Source organism: Kluyvera sichuanensis, from assembly GCF_040930405.1.
Classification (GTDB): domain Bacteria; phylum Pseudomonadota; class Gammaproteobacteria; order Enterobacterales; family Enterobacteriaceae; genus Kluyvera; species Kluyvera sichuanensis.
Window position 1 is genome coordinate 4,040,349 of record NZ_CP162271.1, and the last position, 16,787, is coordinate 4,057,135.

Here is a 16,787-nt window from a genome sequence, read left to right on the forward strand (position 1 = left end):
CATGAAAACTCGTACCCAACAAATCGAAGATTTACAAAAAGAGTGGACGCAGCCTCGCTGGGAGGGCATTCGTCGCCCGTACAGCGCGGAAGAAGTGGTGAAACTGCGCGGGTCGGTCAACCCGGAATGTACGCTGGCCCAGCTCGGTGCCGCCAGAATGTGGCGTCTGCTGCACGGTGAATCGAAAAAGGGCTACGTCAACAGCCTTGGCGCGCTGACCGGCGGTCAGGCGCTGCAGCAGGCGAAAGCGGGTATTGAAGCGGTGTATCTGTCCGGCTGGCAGGTGGCGGCGGACGCGAACCTGGCTTCCAGCATGTACCCGGACCAGTCGCTCTATCCAGCGAACTCCGTCCCGGCGGTGGTCGACAGAATCAACAACACCTTCCGCCGCGCGGATCAAATTCAGTGGGCGAACGGTATTGAGCCAAACGACCCGCGCTATGTGGACTATTTCCTGCCGATTGTCGCCGATGCGGAAGCCGGCTTCGGTGGCGTACTGAACGCGTTTGAACTGATGAAGTCGATGATTGCAGCCGGTGCAGCGGCGGTGCACTTCGAAGATCAGCTGGCCTCAGTGAAAAAATGCGGTCACATGGGCGGCAAGGTGCTGGTACCGACTCAGGAAGCGATTCAGAAACTGGTCGCCGCACGTCTGGCGGCCGATGTGATGGGTGTTCCAACCCTGCTGATCGCTCGTACTGATGCGGATGCGGCGGATCTCATCACCTCCGACTGCGACCCGTACGACAGCGACTTCATTACCGGCGAGCGCACCAGCGAAGGCTTCTACCGCACCCATGCGGGCATTGAACAAGCGATCAGCCGCGGCCTGGCCTACGCGCCGTACGCCGACCTGGTGTGGTGTGAAACTTCTACCCCGGATCTGGCATTGGCGAAGCGCTTTGCCGACGCTATCCACGCGAAATACCCTGGCAAACTGCTGGCCTACAACTGCTCGCCGTCGTTCAACTGGCAGAAAAAGCTGGATGATAAAACCATCGCCAGCTTCCAGCAGCAGCTGTCAGATATGGGTTACAAGTACCAGTTCATCACCCTGGCGGGCATCCACAGCATGTGGTTCAACATGTTCGACCTGGCGCACTCTTACGCCCAGGGCGAGGGGATGAAGCACTACGTTGAGAAGGTGCAGCAGGCTGAGTTCGCGGCGGCGAAAGATGGCTATACCTTCGTTTCTCACCAGCAGGAAGTGGGCACCGGCTATTTCGATAATGTCACCACTATTATCCAGGGCGGCACCTCCTCGGTGACCGCGCTGACCGGCTCGACTGAAGAATCGCAGTTCTGATTACTGCCCGGTGGCACAGCGCTTACCGGGCCTACAACGATATGTAGGCCGGAGAAGTGAACGCGCCATCCGGCATGACTCGGTGCCGGATGGAGAGAATTGATGACGCGAGGCCTGGAATTACTGATTGCGCAGACCATTTTGCAGGGATTTGACGCCCAGTATGGGCGTTTTCTGGAAGTCACTTCCGGCGCACAGCAACGGTTTGAACAGGCCGACTGGCATGCGGTTCAGCAGGCGATGAAAAGCCGTATCCATCTGTACGACCACCACGTGGGGTTGGTGGTTGAACAGCTGCGCTGCATTACCGATGGTAAAAGCACCGATGCGGATTTTCTGCTGCGCGTTAAGGCGCAGTACACCCGACTGCTGCCGGATTACCCGCGCTTTGAAATTGCCGAGAGCTTTTTTAACTCGGTCTATTGTCGATTATTCGATCACCGCTCGCTTAGCCCCGAGCGGTTATTTATTTTCAGCTCGCAGCCGGAACGCCGCTTCCGCGCTATCCCCCGGCCGCTAGCGAAAGACTTCTTCCCCGAATATGGCTGGGAAGCGGTGATTTTCAAAATGCTCAGCGACCTGCCGCTACGTCTGCCGTGGCAAAATAAATTCCGCGATGTCGGCTACATTATGGCGCACCTGAGCGAAACGCTGGGCGCTGAGATGCTGCAGCGTGCGCATCTGCAAATTGCTAACGAACTGTTTTACCGTAATAAAGCGGCCTGGCTTATCGGTAAGCTCATCACGCCAAACGGTACGCTGCCGTTTTTAATCCCAATTCACCGCACTGATGAAGGGGAGCTTTTCGTCGATACCTGCCTCACCACCACCGAAGAGGCGAGTATCGTCTTTGGCTTCGCGCGTTCCTACTTTATGGTTTATGCCCCGTTGCCCGCCGCCCTGGTGGAGTGGCTGCGGGAGATCCTGCCGGGCAAAACCACCGCCGAACTGTATATGGCGATTGGCTGCCAGAAGCATGCGAAAACCGAAAGCTATCGTGAGTACCTGAACTATATCGCCAGCACCGACGAGCAGTTTATCGAAGCACCGGGCATTCGCGGAATGGTGATGCTGGTGTTTACGCTGCCGGGCTTTGACCGGGTGTTTAAGGTGATTAAAGACCGCTTTGCGCCGCAAAAAGAGATGTCTGCCGCTCACGTGCGCGCCTGCTATCAGCTGGTAAAAGAGCATGACCGCGTGGGCCGCATGGCGGATACCCAGGAATTTGAAAACTTCGTGTTGGATAAGCAGCAGATTGCGCCCGCGTTAATGGCGCTGTTATTGCAGGAAGTTCCGGGTAAGATCGTCGATATGGGTGATAAAATTGCAATAAGCCATCTCTATATCGAACGCCGAATGGTGCCGCTGAATATCTGGCTGGAGAGGGTGGAGGGTCAGCCGCTGCGTGATGCGGTGGAAGAGTACGGCAACGCCATTCGTCAGCTTGCTGCTGCCAATATTTTCCCTGGCGATATGCTGTTTAAAAACTTCGGCGTCACCCGCCACGGCCGCGTGGTGTTCTACGACTACGATGAGATTTGCTATATGACGGAGGTCAACTTCCGCGATATTCCGCCGCCGCGCTACCCGGAAGACGAGCTCGCCAGCGAGCCCTGGTACAGCGTGTCGCCGGGGGATGTCTTCCCGGAAGAGTTCCGCCACTGGCTGTGTGCCGACCCGCGTATCGGGCCGCTGTTTGAGGAAATGCATGCCGACCTGCTCAGCGCCGACTACTGGCGTGGTCTGCAGACGCGTATCAAAAATGGGCATGTGGAAGATGTTTATGCCTACCGCCGCAAGCAGAGGTTTTGCATCAGGTTTTCTCCCTCTCCCTGTGGGAGAGGGCCGGGGTGAGGGCATCAGGCCGCACGCAATCCTAACGGATCCCGCCGTACGCCAGCGTCACTTCTTTCGCCGCCTTAATCACCATCGCACCAAACTCGGTGACCCGGTCGTCGGTGATACGGGAAATCGGCCCGGAAATGGAGATAGCCGCAAACGGCTCACGGTGCTCATCGTAAATACACGACGCCACGCAGCGCAGGCCGAGCGCATGCTCTTCATCATCAAACGAATAGCCGCGCTTGCGCGTCTGGGCCAAATCGTCCTTCAGGTGCACCGGCGACACCAGCGTAGCGTGGGTGTAAGCGTGCAGCCCCTTACGGTGCAAAAGGCTGGTAACTTCCTCTTCGCTCAACTGGGATAAAAACGCTTTGCCCGCGCCGGAGGCGTGCATCGGCAACTTGCCGCCAATCGGGGCAGACATACGCATCAGCTGCGTACACTGTACCTGGTCGATAATAATCGCCTGATGATCGCTCTTATCAAGCACCGCCAGATTCACCGTTTCGCCGGAGTCTTCCATCAGCTTGCGCAGAATCGGGTGGACAATTGCTAGCAGATTACGGCTTTGCAGGAAGCTGCTGCCGACGATAAAGGCGTGCGCGCCCACGGACCAGTGCCCCAGTTCACCCACCTGACGCACGAACCCCAGCTGCTGCATGGTGGTGAGCAGGCGGTGCGTGGTGGAGTTCGGCAGCCCAGCCTGCTGCGCAAGTTCGGTCAGCGCGACGCTGCTATGGGATTCGGCAATCCACTCCAGCAGCTTCAGGCCGCGGGTCAGTGATTGTACCTGGCCAGTTGCGGGGGCAGCGGCAGGGGCGGGTTTTCTACCGCGTTTCGCAGGAACGTTGGCAACCATCGCAACTCCTTTCTGTATCGTGGAAATTGTTTTCGTTTTTATTGATTATAATACAACCGTTCGTATTACTGCTCCGATGAGTCATGTTGAACATGTCTCAAGTAGCAAGTTGTTTCCTTTTCCACCCTCACAGTTTATGCCAGTATGCTTTATTGCCTTTTTATGTCTGGGTTTCGTTGAGCGGTGTCGGGAGTGCTTGTGAGCAGCAAAGTGGAGCAACTGCGTGCGCAGTTAAATGAACGTATTCTGGTTCTGGACGGGGGCATGGGCACCATGATCCAGGGCTATCGTCTGAGCGAGCAGGACTTCCGCGGCGAGCGTTTCGCCGACTGGCCCTGTGACCTGAAGGGAAACAACGACCTGCTGGTGCTCAGCAAGCCGGAGGTGATCAGCGCTATCCATAACGCCTACTTTGAAGCGGGCGCGGATATCATTGAAACCAACACCTTTAACTCCACGATCATCGCCATGGCGGATTACCAGATGGAATCCCTGTCGGCGGAGATTAACTTTGCTGCGGCGAAGCTGGCACGTGCCTGTGCCGACGAATGGACGGCACGTACGCCAAATAAACCGCGCTACGTCGCGGGCGTGCTTGGCCCAACCAACCGTACTGCGTCTATCTCACCGGACGTCAACGACCCGGCTTACCGTAACGTCACCTTCGATCAGCTGGTGGCGGCCTACCGTGAATCCACCAAAGCGCTGGTGGAGGGCGGTAGCGACCTGATCCTGATTGAGACCGTCTTCGATACCCTGAACGCCAAAGCGGCGATTTTTGCGGTGAAAGAAGAGTTTGAAGCGCTGGGCGTTGACCTGCCGATCATGATTTCCGGCACCATCACCGACGCCTCCGGGCGTACGCTCTCCGGCCAGACCACCGAAGCGTTCTATAACTCCCTGCGTCACGCCGACGCCCTGACCTTCGGCCTCAACTGTGCGTTAGGCCCGGACGAACTGCGCCAGTATGTGCAGGAGTTGTCGCGCATTGCAGAATGCTACGTGACCGCGCACCCGAACGCTGGTCTGCCGAACGCCTTTGGCGAATATGACCTCGATGCTGACACCATGGCCGCCCAGATTCAGGAATGGGCGCAGGCGGGCTTCCTCAACGTGGTCGGCGGCTGCTGCGGCACCACCCCAGAACACATTGCGGCGATGAGCCGCGCGGTTGAAGGCTTGCCGCCGCGCAAGCTGCCGGATCTGCCGGTGGCCTGCCGTCTGTCCGGCCTTGAGCCGCTGAACATTGGCGACGACAGCCTGTTTGTGAACGTCGGCGAACGTACCAACGTCACCGGCTCGGCGAAGTTTAAGCGCCTGATCAAAGAAGAAAAATACAACGAAGCGCTGGACGTGGCCCGCCAGCAGGTGGAAAGCGGTGCACAGATTATCGACATCAACATGGATGAAGGGATGCTCGACGCCGAAGCGGCGATGGTGCGTTTCCTCAACCTGATTGCCGGTGAACCGGATATTGCCCGCGTACCGATTATGATCGACTCCTCCAAATGGGAGGTTATCGAAAAGGGGCTGAAGTGCATCCAGGGCAAGGGCATCGTCAACTCCATCTCGATGAAAGAGGGCGTTGAGCCGTTTATTGAACACGCGAAAAAAGTGCGTCGCTACGGCGCGGCGATGGTGGTGATGGCCTTTGATGAAGTGGGCCAGGCTGACACTCGCGAACGCAAAATTGAGATTTGCCGCCGCGCCTACAACATTCTGACCCAAGAGGTGGGCTTCCCGCCGGAAGACATCATCTTTGACCCGAATATCTTCGCCGTGGCAACCGGCATTGAAGAGCACAACAACTACGCGCAGGACTTTATCGGCGCCTGTGAAGACATCAAACGCGAGCTGCCACACGCGCTGATCTCCGGCGGTGTTTCTAACGTGTCGTTCTCGTTCCGCGGCAACGACCCGGTGCGTGAAGCGATTCACGCGGTGTTCCTCTACTACGCTATCCGTAACGGCATGGACATGGGGATCGTCAACGCCGGCCAGCTGGCGATTTATGACGACCTGCCAGCTGAACTGCGCGATGCGGTAGAGGACGTGATCCTCAACCGTCGCGACGACGGCACCGAGCGTCTGCTGGAGCTGGCCGAGAAATATCGCGGTAGCAAAACCGACGAGACCGCCAACGCGCAACAGGCGGAATGGCGTAGCTGGGACGTGAAAAAGCGTCTCGAATACTCGCTGGTGAAAGGCATTACCGAATTTATCGAACTCGATACCGAAGAAGCCCGCCAGCAGGCCGCGCGCCCGATTGAGGTTATCGAAGGGCCGCTGATGGACGGCATGAACGTGGTCGGCGACCTGTTCGGTGAGGGCAAAATGTTCCTGCCGCAGGTGGTGAAATCGGCTCGCGTGATGAAGCAGGCGGTGGCCTACCTTGAACCGTACATTGAAGCCAGCAAAGAGAAAGGCTCCAGCAACGGCAAGATGGTTATCGCGACCGTGAAGGGCGACGTACACGACATCGGCAAAAACATCGTCGGCGTGGTGTTGCAGTGTAATAACTACGAAATCATCGACCTCGGTGTGATGGTTCCGGCGGATAAAATCCTCAAAACCGCCAAAGAAGTGAATGCGGATCTGATTGGTCTCTCTGGCCTGATTACCCCGTCGCTGGACGAAATGGTCAATGTGGCGAAAGAGATGGAGCGTCAGGGCTTTACCATTCCGCTACTGATTGGCGGCGCGACCACCTCAAAAGCGCACACCGCGGTGAAAATCGAGCAGAACTACAGCGGCCCAACGGTTTACGTACAGAACGCCTCGCGCACCGTTGGCGTTGTCGCGGCGTTGCTCTCCGATACTCAGCACGACGACTTTGTTGCTCGTACGCGTAAAGAGTACGAAACCGTGCGTATTCAGCACGGGCGTAAGAAACCACGCACGCCGCCGGTAACGCTGGCTGCCGCGCGTGAAAACGATCTGGCATTCGACTGGGAAAACTACACCCCGCCGGTGGCGCATCGTCTGGGCGTGCAGGAAGTGGAAGCCAGCATCGAAACGCTGCGTAACTACATCGACTGGACGCCGTTCTTTATGACCTGGTCGCTGGCCGGGAAGTACCCGCGCATTCTTGAAGATGAAGTGGTGGGTGAAGAGGCGAAGCGCCTGTTCAAAGATGCCAACGACATGCTCGATCAACTGAGCGCGGAGAAATCCCTCAACCCTCGTGGCGTCGTCGGGCTGTTCCCGGCCAACCGCGTGGGCGACGATGTGGAAATCTATCGCGACGAAACGCGCACCCACGTGCTGACCGTCAGCCGCCATCTGCGCCAGCAGACGGAGAAAGTCGGCTTTGCGAACTACTGTCTGTCTGACTTTGTCGCGCCGAAAACCTCCGGCAAAGCGGACTACATCGGTGCCTTCGCGGTGACCGGTGGTCTGGAAGAAGATGCTCTGGCCGATGCGTTTGAAGCGCAGCACGATGATTACAACAAGATCATGGTGAAGGCGATTTCCGACCGTCTGGCGGAAGCCTTCGCCGAGTATCTGCACGAGCGCGTGCGTAAGGTTTACTGGGGCTATGCGCCGAATGAAAACCTGAGCAATGAAGAGCTGATCCGCGAAAACTATCAGGGTATTCGCCCGGCACCGGGCTACCCGGCCTGCCCGGAACACACCGAAAAAGGCACCATCTGGGAGCTGCTGGACGTGGAAACCCACACCGGTATGAAGCTGACCGAATCCTTCGCCATGTGGCCTGGCGCATCGGTCTCCGGTTGGTACTTCAGCCACCCGGACAGCAAGTACTACGCGGTGGCGCAGATCCAGCGCGACCAGGTTGAGGATTATGCTTTCCGTAAAGGGATGAGCGTGGCGGAAGTGGAGCGCTGGCTGGCGCCGAACCTCGGCTACGATGCCGACTGATTCACAAAACCGTCATCTTTCCTTACAACTAACAGGGCACTCAATGAGTGCCCTGTCTCTTTATTGTGCGTAAACCCTTATACTGAAAGAAGGCTCACGCGCGCTGTACACCTTTTCCGGCCAGCATAGGGATGATTTGTCGGCCTGATAAGCGCAGCGCCAACAGGCATATGAGCCTCAGGAACCCATAACAATAAGGAGAAAATGATTCCGTGTTAACTCTGCTGCACCTGCTTTCTGCCGTCTCGCTGTTGGTGTGGGGCACCCATATCGTGCGTACTGGCGTGATGCGCGTCTTCGGCGCGCGCCTGCGTACCGTGCTCAGCCGCAGCGTCGAGAAAAAACCGCTCGCCTTCTGCGCGGGTATTGGTGTTACCGCGCTGGTCCAGAGCAGTAACGCCACCACCATGCTGGTGACCTCCTTTGTCGCGCAGGATCTGGTTGCCCTGACGCCCGCGCTGGTGATTGTGCTGGGCGCCGACGTGGGGACCGCGCTGATGGCGCGTATCCTGACCTTCGATCTATCGTGGCTGTCGCCGCTGCTGATATTTATCGGCGTAGCCTTTTTCCTTGGCCGCAAGCAGACCCGCGAAGGGCAGCTTGGCCGCGTCGGAATTGGCCTGGGGCTTATCCTGCTGGCGCTGGAATTAATTGTTCAGGCGGTCAGGCCGATTACCGAAGCCAACGGCGTACAGGTGATTTTTGCCTCGCTGACCGGCGATATTCTGCTGGATGCCCTGATTGGTGCGGTGTTTGCCATCATCAGTTACTCCAGCCTGGCGGCAGTACTGCTGACCGCGACGCTGACCACCGCAGGGATTATCTCCTTCCCGGTGGCGCTGTGCCTGGTGATTGGCGCCAACCTGGGCTCTGGCCTGCTGGCGATGCTCAACAACAGCGCCGCGAACGCCGCCGCCCGCCGCGTAGCGCTGGGAAGCCTGCTGTTCAAGCTGGTGGGCAGCCTGATTATTCTGCCGTTCGTCCATATGCTGGCCGACGTGATGCACAAGCTGCCGCTGCCGGAGTCCGAACTGGTTATTTACTTCCACGTCTTCTATAACCTGATTCGCTGCGTGGCGATGGTGCCGTTCGCCGAGCCGATGGCACGACTCTGTAAGCGCTTGATCCGCGATGAGCCGGAGCTGGATGCCAACCTCAAGCCGAAGCACCTGGACGTGACCGCGCTGGATACTCCAACGCTGGCGCTGGCCAATGCCGCCCGCGAAACGCTGCGCATCGGTGATGCCACCGAGCAGATGCTGGATGGGTTAAAGAAGGTGATGCACGGCGAGCCGCGTGAAGAGAAAAACCTGCGTAAGCAGGCGGATGATATCAACGTGCTCTACACCGCCATCAAGCTCTATCTGGCGCGAATGCCGAAAGATGAGCTGGCGGAAGAGGAGTCCCGCCGCTGGGCGGAGATTATCGAAATGTCGCTTAACCTCGAACAGGCTTCGGACATTATCGAGCGCATGGGCAGCGAGATCGCCGACAAATCGCTGGCCGCGCGTCGGGCATTCTCGGTTGAGGGGTTAAAAGAGCTGGAAGCGCTGTATGAGCTGCTGTTAAGCAACCTGCAGCTGGCGATGTCGGTCTTCTTCGCCGGTGATGTCACCAGCGCCCGTCGCCTGCGTCGCAGCAAGCACCGGTTCCGTATTCTGAACCGCCGCTACGCCCACGCGCACGTCGACCGCCTACACCAGCAGAACGTGCAGAGTATTGAAACCAGTACGCTGCACCTGGCGCTGCTGGGTGACATGCTGCGCCTGAACTCGCTGTTCTGCTCCGTTGCCTACAGCGTGCTGGAGCAGCCGGATGAAGACGACGATCGCGACGATTACTAGCGCAACCCCGGCGTCGCTGCGCTCGGCCGGGCTACCTTGATGATACGTAGCCCGGGCGAGGCGTTTACGCCGACCCCGGGTTTACGGCTCAGAAGCGATGCCCTTCCTCCAGCGCGACCGCCTCTTCTCCCGCTCTGAACACATAGGTGGTACGCGGCCCGCCAAGCGTCGCTTCCCCGTTTGCCACCTGAATCCAGTTGCCTTCCGGCAGACCAATCACCGTTAATTCCGGCGCCACGACCAGCAGTTCGCGAATACGCTGCTCGCGGGTTTCGCCCTTATGGCCTTCCGGCAGCGCGTTGGTGAAGTGTGGGTTAATCTGCAGCGGGAACAGCCCCAGCGCATCAAACCCTTTCGGATCGACAATCGGCATATCGTTAGTGGTGCGGATAGTCTGGCAGGCAAGGTTAGCGCCCGCGCTCCAGCCGACGTACAGCGCGCCGCGCTTCACTACGTCGACAATTGGTGCCAGCAGCCCGCGCTCGCGGCTCTCTTTCAGCAGTTGGAAGGTGTTGCCGCCGCCGACGATAATCACCTCGGCATTTTCAATCGCGGAAATAGGATCTGCCACGCTATGGATACCGGTCACCGTCACGCCTAACGGCGCCAGAACGGCGGCGGTTTTTGCCGTGTACTCGTCCCAGGTCTGCGTCACGCCCGCAAACGGCAGAAACACCGCGCGACGGCGGCCGTTCAACTGCCCGGCAATCAGCGGCAGCGCGTGTTCCAGCCAGGCTTTACCCGGCAGCGTCGAGTTACTCAGCAGAAGTAAGTCCATCATTTCTCCTATTCATCAGAAAATTATCGAGCAGGGCGGCATGTTACCACCCTGCGTCAGGCCGCTTACTGATGTAGTTCACGATGTTGCAGTAGAGAGTCAGGAGGCGGGCTCGCAGATGGCCTACCGTGTCTACTATCCCGCTCTGGCAAACGCCGCCGCCTCAGCTACCAGCGCATCGTCCGGCCTTACGCCGGTATACATCACAAACTGTTCCACTGCCTGCAGGGCAATCACTTCAGCACCGCTGATGGTCTTTTTCCCCAAGCGCTGGGCGAGCTGAATCACCGGCGTTTCCGGCGGCAGAGCCACCACGTCAAACACCACGCTGGCGCGTGCCACCATCGCTTCACTAAAGGCGAGTTGCTCGCTCTCTTTACCGCCCGCCATGCCGATAGGCGTGACGTTAACCAGAATATCAATACCGTCACCGTCCGGCTGTGCCTGCCATTGGAACCCGTACTGTTTTGCCAGCGCGGTGCCGTTGGCCTCGTTGCGGGCGGCGATAATCACATCGCTAAAGCCCGCGTCGCGGAAGGCGGCAATCACCGCTTTACCTATCCCGCCGCTGCCCTGAATCATCACTCGGGCAGCGGTATCAAGCTGGTGGCTGGCAATCAGGCTTTTTACCGCGATGTAGTCGGTGTTAAACCCGGTCAGATGGCCGTTGTCATTGACGATGGTGTTGACGGAGTCGATGACCCTGGCCGATGGATCGATAGCATCCAGAAATACCATGCAGCTCTCTTTAAACGGCATCGATACCGCGCAGCCGCGAATGCCCAGCGCGCGAACGCCTTTCACCGCCGCCTCAATATCCTGCGTGGTAAAGGCTTTATAGATAAAATTCAGCCCCAGTTTTTCATACAGATAGTTATGAAAGCGCGTGCCAAAGTTGCCGGGGCGGCCGGCAAGCGACATGCACAGCTGGGTATCGCGGTTAATCATGGTCATGTCCTCGTTAATGTTTTACTGCACTAAATATTCTGCGGTGGCCCGGTCGGTGACCAGCGCGTTGATATGCTGCCCGCGCAGCGCGCCAAGGATAGCGGCATGCTTCTCTTCACCGCTTGCCAGGCCGATGACATAGCGGGCCTGCTTTAAGCCCTTGAGCTCAATGGAGAGCGTTTTGTCCTGCATCGCGGTGGCAACGGGCGTGCCGTCAACGGCAAAAAAGCGCGAGCAGATATCCCCAGCTACCTGAAGCGCCTCCAGCTCATCGCTTTGCGCATTACCGTAAAATGCCTGCCAGTTGGCCGCATGGCGAATAGCGGGGGAGCCGATGCCAACCAGCGCGATGTCCAGACGCTGCCAGTACTCGGCCAGCGTCTGAAAATGCGGAGATTGCATGATGCCTTGACGAATCAGCGGGTTATCCAGCAAAGCCGGGAAGTCAGCGAGATACGACTCGCCCTTGAGTCGTGTGGCGGCGCTGTAGGTCAGCGTGTTGACGTGGTAGCGGCTAGGAAGCTTGCCAGAGGGGCCGCCAACGATAGGCACGTACACCAGCGGACGAGGCTGGCTGGACTGCGGTAACGCCTCGACCAACGCGCTGACTGCGCGACCCCAGCCGAATCCAATCACGGCGTTGGGCGACAGCAGTCGTTCAAACAGCTGCGCGCCATAGGTTCGCGCCCGCGCTTGAGCAGGCGGCTGATGGTAGTGCGATAAATCCCCAGCTGGTGGGCGATTTGCGCCTGCGTCATCTCCTGCTCGTAATAAAGCTGGGCAATTTTCACGATTAGGCGGATATCGTCGCTGTTTTCCATCGAAGTGGCTGACTCCTGCACATATGTGCAAAACGTAAAAACGGGTTCTCGATCTGGTATAACGCCGTCATGCAGGGAGTTCAAGCGTATTTATGGAAAAGCCGCTGGTCATAGGCATGCACTTTTGTGCAGAAAGGGCGTGATGAAAACAATGATTTGTCGCGGACTATTTTTTCTCACCCGAAAGGTAGGGTATATTTCGCTTTTACAGGAGAATTTATGCTGCCAGACTCATCCACCCGATTAAATAAATACATCAGCGAAAGCGGCATCTGCTCGCGTCGCGAAGCGGATCGCTTTATCGAACAAGGCAACGTCTTTATCAACGGTAAGCGCGCCACCATTGGCGATCAGGTTGTGCCGGGCGACGTTGTGAAAGTGAACGGTCGATTGATTGAGCCGCGGGAAGCGGATGATCTGGTGCTGATTGCGCTGAATAAACCCGTCGGTATCGTCAGTACCACCGAAGACGGCGAGCGCGACAACATTGTGGATTTCGTTAACCACAGCAAGCGTATCTTCCCGATTGGCCGTCTGGATAAAGACTCCCAAGGGCTGATTTTCCTCACCAACCACGGCGACCTGGTGAACAAGATCCTGCGTGCCGGCAACGACCATGAAAAAGAGTATCTGGTCACCGTCGACAAGCCGGTTACCGATGAGTTTATTCGGGGGATGGGCGCGGGCGTACCGATTCTGGGTACGGTGACGAAGAAGTGTAAGGTGAAGAAAGAGGCGCCTTTCGTCTTCCGTATTACCCTGGTGCAGGGCTTAAACCGTCAGATTCGCCGCATGTGCGAACACTTCGGTTTCGAAGTGACCAAGCTCGAGCGTACGCGCATTATGAACGTCAGCCTGACGGGGATCCCGCTGGGTGAATGGCGCGACCTGACCGACGACGAGCTGGTGGATTTGTTCAAGCTGATTGAAAACTCTTCCTCCGAAGCAAAACCGAAGGTGAAGGCCAAGCCGAAAACCGCCGGTATTAAGCGCCCGGTGGTGAAGATGGAAAAGACCAGCGAGAAGCCAGCGCGCCCGGCGGGCAATGGAAACGGTAAACGTTTCACCGCACCGGGACGTAAAAAGAAAGGCCGTTAACGCCTGCCGCGCGTCGGCGTGTTCGCCGACCACGAAAACGAACTTTCGCTATCCGGTTTATAAGCCTGCTGTTTTTTCACCTGGCGGGCTTTCTTCGCTTCGGCTTCGCGCTGAACCATCAGCTTATCGATGTACTCCTTTTTCACGCTATTGGTTTCCGCGTTGGACAGCGGACGGCCATGCGCAATGCGCGCGCGGTCGAGCAGGGTTTTTAGTTCACGCTGCTCGCGCTCGGTCATCTCTTTTTGCGTAATGCGGGGGAGTGCCATAAGGGTTGCCCTCAATCGGATAGTTAACCCAGTGTACGGCAAAGGGGCATATCTTTGTAGCCCGGCGGCGCTTTGCTTGGCCGGGCTACGAGTTTATTTTTGCTTTGTCTGGTTGATAGGCTTCCCTGACCAGTACCCTGCCAGCAGTGACCCAGACAGGTTATGCCATACGGAGAACAGTGCGCCAGGCAGGGCGGCCAGCGGCCCGAAGTAGATTTTCCCCAGCGCCGCGGCAAGCCCGGAGTTCTGCATACCGACCTCAATGGCCAGCGTGCGGCAGGTCGACTCATCAAAGCCAAACAGACGCCCGCCCCAGTAACCGCCGAGCAGGCCGATGGTGTTGTGCAGAATAACCGCGATAATCACCATAAAGCCTACGGACGCGATATGCGACGCGGAACCGGCGACCACTGCGCTGATAATCGCCAGAATGCAGATCATCGAAAACGCCGGCAGATAAGGCTCCACTGCTTTCACCACGCGTGGGAACAGGTGGTGGATAACCAGACCCATAGCAATCGGGATCACCACAATCTGCAGAATGCTGAGCAGCATACCCATTACATCGACCTGAATATGCGCATCGACGTACAGGCGGGTCAGCAGCGGCGTGGCAACCACGCCAACCAGCGTGGAGACGGACGAGATAGTGACCGATAGCGCCACATCGCCCTTCGCCAGAAAGATCATCACGTTCGACGCGGTTCCACTGGCCACGCTACCCACCAGCACCATCCCGGCGGACAGCTCCGGCGGCATATGGAAAGCCAGCGCCAGCAGCCAGGCAGCGAGCGGCATCACCAGATAGTGCAGGAAAATCCCCGCCGCAACTGGCGCAGGTCGTGACAGTACGCGTTTAAAATCGTCCACCTTTAGATGCACGCCCATGCCGAACATAATCAGCATCAGCAGCGAAGGAACCAGCGGCCCAATAGGCGTGAAGGTGGTGGGAGTGAAATAGGCAATAACAGAGAGCAGCAGCGCCCATAACGGGAACAGCCGGGTGATTACGGCGAGCATGTTGTATTCCTTGCGATTTATACACTTCATCCTTCAAGTTGCCTCTGCGTTGGCTGCGCTCTCTCACCCCAGTCACGTACTTATGTACGCTCCCGGGGATTCGCTCGCTTGCCGCCTTGATCCAACTCGAATGATTTTGTGTATATGGATGTTGTGTTGTTATAAAAAAGCCGGGTTCGAGCCCGGCTATAGTTATTGTTTATCGCGTGGTGAAATATTATTCAAACAAATTATGATGAAGTTTCTGCACCACCTGCTCGGCTTCCGCGCCCGGTACCAGGAAGCACAGGTTATAGCTGGATGCGCCGTAGCAAATCATGCGGATGTTGAACGGCTCAAGCACGCCAAATACCTCTTTGCCCACGCCGCAGGCTTTCGACAGGTTATTACCAATCAAGGCCACTAGCGCCAGGTTCTCTTCCACTTCTACGCGGCACAGCGCCGACAGTTCCATCAGCAATGACTGCGTCAGCAGCGTGTCGCCGGTAGAGGTGGAGCCGGTGGTATCCAGCGTCAGCGCGACGCTGACTTCAGAGGTGGTGATCAGATCGACAGAGATACTGTGGCGCGCCAGAATGCCGAACACTTCTGCCAGGAAGCCGCGGGAGTGCAGCATGTTCAGGCTGTGCAGGGTCAACAGGGTCTGCTTGCGGCGCAGCGCCAGCGCGCGGAACAGCGGCGGGTTAGCGGTTTTATTGCACACCATGGTGCCGCCGGCTTTTGGATCTTTGCTGGAACCGACAAACACCGGAATATCGCTGCGAACGGCAGGCAGCAGGGTGGCTGGATGCAGCACTTTCGCGCCAAAGGTCGCCAGTTCAGCGGCCTCTTCAAAAGCGATTTCATCAATACGTTTTGCCGCTGGCACCACACGCGGGTCGGTGGTGTAGATCCCCGGCACGTCGGTCCAGATATCGACGCGGGTCGCATGCAGCGCTTCGCCCAGCAGCGCAGCGGTATAGTCGCTGCCGCCACGGCCAAGCGTGGTAGTACGGCCTTTGCCTTCGCTGCCGATAAAGCCCTGGGTGATCACCAGACCTTCGTCAAGACGCGGGGCCAGCTGTTGGGTGGCCAGTTCGGCCAGTGCGGCAACGTCCGGCTCAGCGCGGCCAAAGCGGTCGCTGGTACGCATCACTTTACGCACGTCAAACCACTGCGCCTGCACGTGGCGTTCACGCAGAATTTCAACAAACAGCAGGGTGGACATCAGTTCGCCGTGGCTGACCAGTTCATCGGTCAGGGCGGTGGAGGTTGCCAGAGAAGCGGCTTCCGCTAGCGTGCCGAGGTTTTCCAGCAGGCGTTCGATTTCATCGCGGATAACGGCAGGGTTGGCCAGACGTTCAAGCACGGCGTACTGAATGGCGCGGATGGCTTCCAGTTTGGCCTGGCGCTCGGCTGGCTCCAGCCCTTCGGCGAGGGCAACCAACAGGTTGGTGACGCCCGCCGAAGCAGACAGCACAACCACGCGTACGCTAGCGTCGGAGAGCACCACATCGGCGCTACGGTTCATGGCGTCAAAATCGGCCACGCTGGTGCCACCAAATTTGGCGACGACTAATGCTGTCATAATAACCTCGTGTCAGGGGAGGCCTGGTTTAAATAAACCGGACCAAATTATTCAGCCTTGGCACAAGGGAAGAGCGAAAAACGGGTGGGCGCAGAGCGATAAACAACTACGATTTCACCCAGAAGTGCTCCACCACTTGCGAAACGCCCGACTGCGAACGTTTCTGGTGACAACCCAGGGGATTCAGCCCCTGCAGCCGATGGTGAACGCAACCTGTTGTTCACGCATCTCGGCGTTGCTCCCCCTCAGGTGTTTTCACAGGATTGGTTCCTCCCACACCCTTTACCTGGGCAACGCGCCTCTTCTGGCCTGCGCACGCGCAGGTAGTACGTTTATAAATAAAGGGTTAGCGGGTAGCTTGTCAACGTTGGGGTTATGCGGATTTTTCATGCAGGCGAGCCCCACAGAAACGGGGCTTATAAAGGCTATACTTTTGTCTGTTTTCTGCGCGATTTTGCCAGCCTTAGGGGGGATAACATTAAAACCATCACAATTTTTTGTGACAGGCGCTACAATCGAGGCAGTTTGATTCTTAAATCAGAAGGGTATTGCT

At 57.7% G+C, this 16,787-nt stretch carries 11 protein-coding genes, 1 pseudogene and 1 riboswitch; of the genes and pseudogenes, 5 read left to right on the plus strand and 7 right to left on the minus strand.

Going from position 1 to position 16,787, the window contains the following annotated elements:
- Position 1: 1 nt before the first annotated feature.
- Entirely contained in the window at positions 2-1,306 is a 1,305-nt protein-coding gene (gene aceA / locus AB2B48_RS19410) for an isocitrate lyase (RefSeq protein WP_185668424.1), read from the plus strand.
- A 102-nt stretch (positions 1,307-1,408) separates the two neighbouring features.
- Entirely contained in the window at positions 1,409-3,160 is a 1,752-nt protein-coding gene (aceK, locus tag AB2B48_RS19415; protein ID WP_368299886.1) for a bifunctional isocitrate dehydrogenase kinase/phosphatase, read from the plus strand.
- 22 nt (positions 3,161-3,182) lie between these two features.
- Here the strand turns inward: aceK and iclR are convergent, their stop codons facing one another.
- The gene (gene iclR / locus AB2B48_RS19420; RefSeq protein WP_185668426.1) at positions 3,183-4,007 is read right to left on the minus strand and encodes a glyoxylate bypass operon transcriptional repressor IclR; all 825 of its coding nucleotides are present in this window, start codon (positions 4,005-4,007) and stop codon (positions 3,183-3,185) included.
- Between the two features lie 198 nt (positions 4,008-4,205).
- On the opposite strand from iclR, the gene metH reads away from it, so the two are divergent.
- Together metH and AB2B48_RS19430 are read left to right on the plus strand one after the other, a co-directional pair.
- A complete protein-coding gene (gene metH, locus AB2B48_RS19425) occupies positions 4,206-7,889 on the plus strand; it encodes a methionine synthase (protein ID WP_368299887.1) in 3,684 nt (1,227 codons plus the stop codon).
- Positions 7,890-8,101: 212 nt separating this feature from the next.
- Positions 8,102-9,733 carry a Na/Pi cotransporter family protein gene (locus AB2B48_RS19430; protein ID WP_185668428.1) on the plus strand — a complete coding sequence of 544 codons (1,632 nt, stop codon included), beginning with the start codon at positions 8,102-8,104 and terminating at the stop codon, positions 9,731-9,733.
- 88 nt (positions 9,734-9,821) lie between these two features.
- Here the strand turns inward: AB2B48_RS19430 and pepE are convergent, their stop codons facing one another.
- The 3 genes and pseudogenes from pepE to AB2B48_RS19445 form a co-directional block, all read right to left on the minus strand.
- Entirely contained in the window at positions 9,822-10,511 is a 690-nt protein-coding gene (pepE, locus tag AB2B48_RS19435; protein ID WP_185668505.1) for a dipeptidase PepE, read from the minus strand.
- 135 nt (positions 10,512-10,646) lie between these two features.
- Positions 10,647-11,459, minus strand: coding sequence for a shikimate 5-dehydrogenase (locus AB2B48_RS19440; protein ID WP_368299889.1), 813 nt, complete (start codon positions 11,457-11,459; stop codon positions 10,647-10,649).
- Positions 11,460-11,480: 21 nt separating this feature from the next.
- A pseudogene (locus AB2B48_RS19445) lies at positions 11,481-12,280 on the minus strand (sugar-binding transcriptional regulator).
- A 219-nt stretch (positions 12,281-12,499) separates the two neighbouring features.
- On the opposite strand from AB2B48_RS19445, the gene rluF reads away from it, so the two are divergent.
- Positions 12,500-13,378: a 23S rRNA pseudouridine(2604) synthase RluF gene (gene rluF / locus AB2B48_RS19450; RefSeq protein WP_185668431.1), complete on the plus strand. Its 879-nt coding sequence runs from the start codon at positions 12,500-12,502 to the stop codon at positions 13,376-13,378.
- On the opposite strand, the gene AB2B48_RS19455 is transcribed toward rluF, so the two are convergent.
- The 3 genes from AB2B48_RS19455 to lysC form a co-directional block, all read right to left on the minus strand.
- Complete coding sequence (locus AB2B48_RS19455; protein ID WP_220440464.1) at positions 13,375-13,647, minus strand: DUF3811 domain-containing protein; 273 nt, start codon at positions 13,645-13,647, stop codon at positions 13,375-13,377. The two genes, rluF and AB2B48_RS19455, sit on opposite strands and share 4 nt — an antisense overlap.
- 93 nt (positions 13,648-13,740) lie before the next feature.
- The gene (gene panS, locus AB2B48_RS19460) at positions 13,741-14,667 is read right to left on the minus strand and encodes a ketopantoate/pantoate/pantothenate transporter PanS (RefSeq protein ID WP_368299891.1); all 927 of its coding nucleotides are present in this window, start codon (positions 14,665-14,667) and stop codon (positions 13,741-13,743) included.
- A gap of 217 nt (positions 14,668-14,884) precedes the next feature.
- The gene (gene lysC, locus AB2B48_RS19465; RefSeq protein ID WP_368299893.1) at positions 14,885-16,234 is read right to left on the minus strand and encodes a lysine-sensitive aspartokinase 3; all 1,350 of its coding nucleotides are present in this window, start codon (positions 16,232-16,234) and stop codon (positions 14,885-14,887) included.
- Positions 16,235-16,348: 114 nt separating this feature from the next.
- Positions 16,349-16,546: riboswitch (Lysine riboswitch) on the minus strand.
- Between the last annotated feature and the right edge of the window lie 241 nt (positions 16,547-16,787).

Excerpts from the sequence above, each read along its gene's own strand:
- AB2B48_RS19455 (WP_220440464.1), bottom strand. The coding sequence starts at position 13,647 with ATGGCACTCCCCCGCATTACGCAAAAAGAGATGACCGAGCGCGAGCAG.
- lysC (WP_368299893.1), bottom strand. The coding sequence starts at position 16,234 with ATGACAGCATTAGTCGTCGCCAAATTTGGTGGCACCAGCGTGGCCGAT.
- aceA (WP_185668424.1), top strand. The coding sequence starts at position 2 with ATGAAAACTCGTACCCAACAAATCGAAGATTTACAAAAAGAGTGGACG.
- AB2B48_RS19440 (WP_368299889.1), bottom strand. The coding sequence starts at position 11,459 with ATGATTAACCGCGATACCCAGCTGTGCATGTCGCTTGCCGGCCGCCCC.
- panS (WP_368299891.1), bottom strand. The coding sequence starts at position 14,667 with ATGCTCGCCGTAATCACCCGGCTGTTCCCGTTATGGGCGCTGCTGCTC.
- iclR (WP_185668426.1), bottom strand. The coding sequence starts at position 4,007 with ATGGTTGCCAACGTTCCTGCGAAACGCGGTAGAAAACCCGCCCCTGCC.
- pepE (WP_185668505.1), bottom strand. The coding sequence starts at position 10,511 with ATGGACTTACTTCTGCTGAGTAACTCGACGCTGCCGGGTAAAGCCTGG.
- aceK (WP_368299886.1), top strand. The coding sequence starts at position 1,409 with ATGACGCGAGGCCTGGAATTACTGATTGCGCAGACCATTTTGCAGGGA.
- rluF (WP_185668431.1), top strand. The coding sequence starts at position 12,500 with ATGCTGCCAGACTCATCCACCCGATTAAATAAATACATCAGCGAAAGC.